The 6,614-nt window shown below is 49.1% G+C and carries 4 protein-coding genes; 3 read left to right on the forward strand and 1 reads right to left on the reverse strand.

Translation table 11 applies throughout. From position 1 onward, the window contains the following. Window positions 1-155: 155 nt before the first annotated feature. On the forward strand, window positions 156-1,472 hold the full coding sequence (locus tag G7A66_RS09180; RefSeq protein WP_174295393.1) for a site-specific integrase: 1,317 nt from the start codon (window positions 156-158) through the stop codon (window positions 1,470-1,472). 1,075 nt (window positions 1,473-2,547) lie between these two features. Then, window positions 2,548-2,991 (forward strand): MucR family transcriptional regulator, encoded by a 444-nt coding sequence (locus G7A66_RS09185; protein WP_174295394.1) that lies wholly within the window; start codon window positions 2,548-2,550, stop codon window positions 2,989-2,991. A 1,404-nt stretch (window positions 2,992-4,395) separates the two neighbouring features. Here G7A66_RS09185 and G7A66_RS09190 read toward each other — a convergent pair. Next, entirely contained in the window at window positions 4,396-4,899 is a 504-nt protein-coding gene (locus G7A66_RS09190) for a PEPxxWA-CTERM sorting domain-containing protein (protein ID WP_232366778.1), read from the reverse strand. 580 nt (window positions 4,900-5,479) lie between these two features. Between G7A66_RS09190 and G7A66_RS09195 the strand changes: the two genes are divergently transcribed. Then, window positions 5,480-6,064 carry a recombinase family protein gene (locus G7A66_RS09195; RefSeq protein WP_174295396.1) on the forward strand — a complete coding sequence of 195 codons (585 nt, stop codon included), beginning with the start codon at window positions 5,480-5,482 and terminating at the stop codon, window positions 6,062-6,064. Window positions 6,065-6,614 lie beyond the last annotated feature (550 nt).

Below are 6,614 nucleotides of genomic sequence, written 5' to 3' on the forward strand. Positions count from 1 at the left end.
CGAGAACCAGAAGAAATTTGCCATCCACATGCCTCCTCACTGGAGGCTCATGAATCACATCCCAATGCCGCTGTGAATCCTGTTTATGGGTCCGGACCCTAGAGGCGCTGCGGAGCAGTCGGGACCGTTATTTAAGGGCTAAGGGCGTCAAGCCGTTGAGTTTCTGGATCGACTTGGCTGACAAGCAGATAGAGCGACGCGGTTGGAACCTGCACAAAGGCAGTGAGGGGTATCACTCCTTCGTCAACATGATTGGTGAAGCAGCAGTCGAAGTGCTTACGAGCGCTATAGCGGAACGCGAGGGCCGCTTTGGTTTCGAGCCGTCTAGTCCGGTTGTCAGGGCAGGTTTGAAAGCGAAAACGGAATTAGCGGCAGCAGGTCTAACGGTATTGGAACTCTTCGACCGGTATGCAGCCCAACGCATTGCCGAAAAGAGAAATCGTTCCGATGGGGTCAATCAGGACAGGAAGGTCGTTGAAGGCTTTGTCAGCTTCGTCGGCCTAAACAGAAGCGTTCGTTCTATCCTGCCGGAACATATAAGGGAATGGCGGGACACCCTTGCTGCACTTCCGCCTAAATACGCCACAAGCAAGGCATACGCAGGATTGTCGATGCGAGATGCTGCTGCCAACGCCAAGGCAAGCGCTGCGCGCTCAATTAGCCCCATCACCGTAAACAAATATCTCTCTACGATTTCTCCCTTCCTCGATTGGTGCGTTACCAATGCTTACGCAGACCGGAACCCCTGCGTCGGTCTGTTCTTCGATGTTAAAAAGGGTAAGAACCCCCGACCACCATTCAGTGACGAACAGCTAAGGCGCATCTTCACATCCCCGCTGTTCACCGGTTTCCTTCGTGATGGAAAGGAGCATTTGCCGGGTGAACAAAAGACAAATGACTGGCGCTATTGGTTACCACTTGTCTGCCTCTTCACTGGTGCACGCGTCGGTGAAATCGCTCAATTACGCACCGATGACATACAGGAGGAAGGTGGCATTCCCTTTATCTTCATTCGGCACGATGAGGAAAAAGGACAGCAGACAAAGTCGGGTCACAGTCGCCCAGCACCAATCCACTCTCAGCTACAACAGCTGGGTTTTCTCGACTTTGTAGAACGTCAGCGGCAGCGCACGCGCAAAGAGGGCAACCAGCAGCTTTTTCCTGAACTTAAGCCAAATGAGCGTGGTCAAATTGGAGCGATGCCTTCCCGCTTCTTGCGAGATTATCTCAAGCGCATCGGAATCAAGACCGGCAGTGACGGGTTTGGTGCGCACTCTTTCCGACACACTATGGCAGATATGCTCAGGCGTGCTGACTATCTCGATGACGAAATCGAAGTTGCGCTCGGACACAATCAGAAGAGTGTGACCGGTGGCTACGGACGGGTACGACAAGGAACCATATCGCGCATAAGTAAAATGATCAAATCTACAGGAATTGGTAAAGTAATTCTCGATACGCTAAAATCATAGTTAAGGTATTACTTTCAATATTTACTCGGATTAATAGACATCATCGCGTCGTTTAGCATGAAACTTAGCCGTAATATTCGTCATTCCTAAGAAAACCATGCAAGCATTTCATCTTGAAATCTAGATAAAGGACGCTCAGTTTGTCAACCTTTTCATCTCCCTCATAGTCGAACGGCTTAAATCCCGCTCTTCGATAATTTTCTTTTATTGTTCTATTCATTGTCCGTATAGATTCTGTCTCATCATGAAGTAATAAATACGTTTATATTTCCTTCAATGTCAAAGACACACCTCTTACCTCCGTTAGGGTGATACAAAGTATTGGTTTTTATAATTACCCATAACAGATATTTACCTTGTGAGACTATTTGATACACCGTTTAGCCTAACTGCTTTGTAGTCATACTCCTTGATAGAGCAGAAGGTAAGCCACACCTGTGATACCTAGTTAGAGAGAACTAGGACTCATGAACATCAGCCCATACGTTAGGTTATTCCCTAGAGTTTAAGTCTCACTCGTCGGGAGGGTCGGAGGTCCACCTTGCGGTTTAAAAGTTCCCCCGGTGCAAACCTTAGCCGTGCTTATAAGGGTATAATAACGGAAGCTTGAACATTTGCCAGTCTGCTGCACATCAACCGGAGGTTTTCGCAAGCAAGAGCAAGGCTAAACGCAAAATAGCTTTGATGATAAGTTCATCAAGAGACATAGGGCTTAGATTATTAGACGTTCCAGCCATAGTAACGCATCGTCTTGATGTGTAATATACAACAGAACGCAGACGGAGTACACCGTTACTATAGTGCTACTGTTGTTTCTACTTTTAATTCTCTGTAGTTAGTCTAAATTGATGAGTATGAGATAATAAGCATTGTTACAGTTACTAAAGCAATTCTCTGCGTTGGCTCAGTCTTGGGCTGTATAACGCCCATATCTAAGAGAAAAGCCCTAGGATGCTCGTACAACAGCTTGCAACGGAAGTGTCGAAGGCGAACTTCGAAAAGCGTGCAGGGGGTAGAACCTGCCGTAAATTTGAAGTACGTCCGCTGCAAATCAAAGTTCCAACAGGTAGATAACATGGAAAACGAAGACCTAATTACATTCACCAGCGACATTGTGTCGTCCTACGTCGCCAACAACAGCATTGCTGCCGATGATGTGGGCCAGTTGGTGCAGGACGTTTACAGGGCGCTGTCCTCGGTAGGGGAAACGCAAGAACAGCCAGAAGCGGTAGAACCCGCAGTTTCGGTAAGGGCTTCGATAAAGCCGGACCATCTTGTCTGCCTTGAGTGTGGCAGAAACCAGAAGATTTTGAAGCGCCACCTGATGACCGCTCATAATCTTACCCCTGAGGAATATAGGCAGCGCTACGATTTGAAGAGCGACTATCCTATGATAGCCCCCAACTATTCCGACCGTAGACGCGCACTGGCTAAAGAGATTGGCCTAGGAAGAAAGAAGGGCGAGAAAGTGGGCCCTCGTAAGAATCGTAATGGCAATGGCAATCGTAATGGCAAGTGAAACTCTGCTGTTTACTGAAAGCGAAAGCTTCTAGATAACGCCTAGGTTCATTATTAGTCTCTAGAATGGCCTAGGATGCCCCATACAGCGTCTTTATAGGTGCTTTGGCTACCCATGTGGCTAAGCATGTTTACGAGCACTTAGAGGCGCTTAAATCGTCTTGGATTAGAATGGGCGTTGCGGGCAGAACGGGAAAATAACCGATTGCCAATGGATTGTCACAATCCAGACATAATAGGTTTGCTTTCCGTTCCACCTACCTGCAATCTTGGAGGGTCATCAACAGCCCTTTAGCGAGAGAAGTTTATGACGGGGTCGAGTGTTTGGATGGCGCTCGGCCCCACAGCTAGCTTTCTGGCAATGCAGAAGTCCGACAAAGGGTCTAGCATCTTCAATACGCTCTAAAATGCTCTAGGATGCCCGTACAGTGTCTTTATAGATGCTCTGGCTACCTGTCGGTCAAAGTGAAATCGTAAACTTTCGATTAACTTAGGCTAGCGACGTTCGCCCGTCCTTCTGAGACAATGCCGACTGCGACTCGGGAGGCGCTATCGCTATGCAGATTGCAAACAAGCAACGTACCCACACGTACAGAATAACGCATTCGGGAAAGAACGGCCTAGTGCCCCGAGAAATTGAGTTTGAAGCGCAGGATGCTGCAACGGCACTGCTCATCATGCAGGACTCTATACCGAAGTACCGACCAGTAGCTTTAGCTGAGGACGGGCGAGCACTGGCAACGGTGCAACTGGTATCGGAAGGATTATGGTCCGTCTTCAATCCAGAGCGGAAACCCATCTAATTACCCTGGCGTAGCCATGATGCAGATACAGCCACTTCCTCAAGTTCGGATTGAATGCCTCTATAATGCCCGTACAGTGCGTTGAGAGGCTGCTTGGCTACCTATTGTAGCCAAAAATGCTTGTATGCGCTTAGAAGCGCTTAGGTTGGCTATATACTAAGTAAAGCCGCTTGCATAGACATCGATTTAAGGCGAAGTCCTAGAAATCACTTGAACTATTCACTCGAACCCATGCAATAATTTGCGATGGATTAAACCAAAACTCACAGATACATTCAACTAAGTTAATGTAGGTGAAGATAAGTTAACCTGAGTTCAGCTTTTTACATAATTACCTTACCGGAGCTTGTGCATCTCGGTGGTAGTTAGCCTTGGTAAAAGGGGACTGTGTTTAGCCTATTAGGAAACTTCTTGTTTTCACGGAATGAAGGTGAGGGCAGATAATTTGTTTAGCATAAGCCGCTTACGCGTTGTCTGCTTTTGGGCATTCGTGAAAGTAGGTCCTATGGCGCAATCTGGGGCGGATAGCAGCCATTCTCCTGAACAGTAAAACGCCGCCAGTCTCTCGACCAGCGGCGCTCCTGCTACGCTCGGGGTCGCAATCAAGCGTAGGAGACGGTTACCTTCTGCCTGCGCTTAGCGGAACGCATTGCGCCACCAATGAAGCCGAAGCCGAGCAGCATCATCGCCCATGTGGTGGGTTCGGGAACCGCGCCATTAGCGATTGTCACATTGCCCGGTCCGTTTATCGACAAAGTGTAACTACCGAAGTCATCATTTGCGAACCCGCTCACAACCGCAAAATATGACACTCCGGTACTCAGGCCGAAGTCAAAGGCTGCATCTAACCCCGGGCCGGCATCGTCATTGCCAATCAGCAGATTCGATAGCGGATTATTGGGGTCGAAGCTGTTTGCATATAAAAACAAATAGTTATCAAATGCAGAAGTTACAGCAAAAGCATAAGAACTTGCCGTGTCTACTGTGAAAGAGGTCGCTTCGTACGGAACATCGGTTCCGGTACCAGATAAAAATGGCCCACTACCGACAGGTCGGTTCCAAGTCGGTCCACCTGTCGTATCACCCACGACTTCAGCGGCGCTCAAAGGCGAAGCCACAAGGCCTATGGTAGCCGCGGCACAGTATAGTAAGCTTCGCATCTAAAATCCCTTCAATCATGTTTTCGTGACGGACAGTGCGACCCAAGCTTTATGGTTAATGTATCCGTACCTTTGAAGGCAGTGACTTGTATCTTTTTATGCGCACCGTCCCGGGATGATACATCTGCAAAGCGGCATGAAGAGCCGGTCCGCTTTTTGTCGGAAACCTATGAATGTAGTAGACCTTAACCTTCTACTATATTCAGGGCACACTAAACCGAAGTTTTACCCACACCCAACTGCTTAGCAATGGCAGAGGCACCGATGCTATGTGCAACAAGGGCTTGCACTTCCTGCCTATCACAGAACGTTCGCAGCTTTATCAATTCAAGAAAGCCTTCGCGAGCGTTCAAAGCGCTTTAAGTTTCGCCTCCATTTGGCTGAGGTTCGTCAGTGGCGCACAACTTGTAACTAATAAGCCACTTCCAAATTATCTAGTAATATGGCTCATAAGATAGCTAGACTCCGTTGTGAACTAGGCTCATAAATTAGGCCTAACTTATAAGCGAGTCGAAAGGCAGAAACTATGAGCCGCATTGCATACTACAGAGTGTCTACCGATGGGCAGTCAATCGAAAGCCAGCGCAAGGCTCTTGGTGGCAACTTCGATAAGGAGTTTGCTGATGAAGGTGTGTCGGGTGCCACGCTCGCTGCTGACCGTCCTGCATTCGCTGTACTGTTAGGCTATGTTCGGGAAGGTGATACCATCTGTGTCACTGCATTGGACCGCGTAGGGCGCGATGCTTTGGATGTGCAGTCTGTGGTTCGTAAGCTAATCACCAAAGGTGTAACCCTAGACGTTCTAGGCTTAGGTCCTATTGCCAGGGGTGTTGGCGAACTGGTGATAGCTGTGCTGGCACAGATTGCCGATATGGAGCGCCAACGCATCAAAGAGCGTTGTGATGCTGGTAGGCAAGCCGCAAGGGCTTCGCTTGCTGCGAATGGTAAGACGCATAGGGGCAAGGCAAGCTTGGGGCGTCCCTTTGCTGCTGATAGCGATGCAGTTGCACAATGGCGCAAGGATAATGGCGCTAGCATAGCTAAGACTGCACAGGAGTTTGGATTATCCGCTGCAACGGTGAAGCGGTATTGTGCTGCTAGTGCAGCCTAGGGTCTGCACTGCCTCAAGCGCCCCTATATCCTTTGGTCTAATCCCTTTGGCATAGCACATGGCGGTTGGGTCTATAGCGCCAGCGATTTGGTTAGTCCTTTTGCATAGTAGACCAACCTACAACTAACCTGCCATGCCTCTCTTTCGCGGGAACCGAGTTGTGCTCGCGAGTTGCGCATGTCGGGCTGGCACGCGCCTCACTGGCTTACCCCTGAGTCAAAGAACGTGCCGCCCGCTTTTCATCCCCATTTTATATACCGGCAGATGCGTCGCTGTTCGCACAATGTGCAGGGAACATGTCGCTTGCATGACTAGCACGGCCCAGCGCTTCGGTTTTCCGAGGCCAAAGTGAAGCGGCACTATACTGCTTTTACGCGCTCCTATGTCCTTTGGCCTAATCCTTTTGGCATAGTACATGGCGCGGCGTTCTATACCGGTGGCGGTTCGACTAGGGTCCGGACCCATAAACAGGATTCACAGCGGCATTGGGATGTGATTCATGAGCCTCCAGTGAGGAGGCATGTGGATGGCAAATTTCTTCTGGTTCTCG

This window comes from Alteripontixanthobacter muriae (genome assembly GCF_013336795.1).
Lineage (GTDB): Bacteria > Pseudomonadota > Alphaproteobacteria > Sphingomonadales > Sphingomonadaceae > Pseudopontixanthobacter > Pseudopontixanthobacter muriae.

Bases quoted from the DNA above. Each gene is read 5' to 3' on its own strand.
- G7A66_RS09185 (WP_174295394.1), top strand. From the start codon at position 2,548: ATGGAAAACGAAGACCTAATTACATTCACCAGCGACATTGTGTCGTCC.
- G7A66_RS09195 (WP_174295396.1), top strand. From the start codon at position 5,480: ATGAGCCGCATTGCATACTACAGAGTGTCTACCGATGGGCAGTCAATC.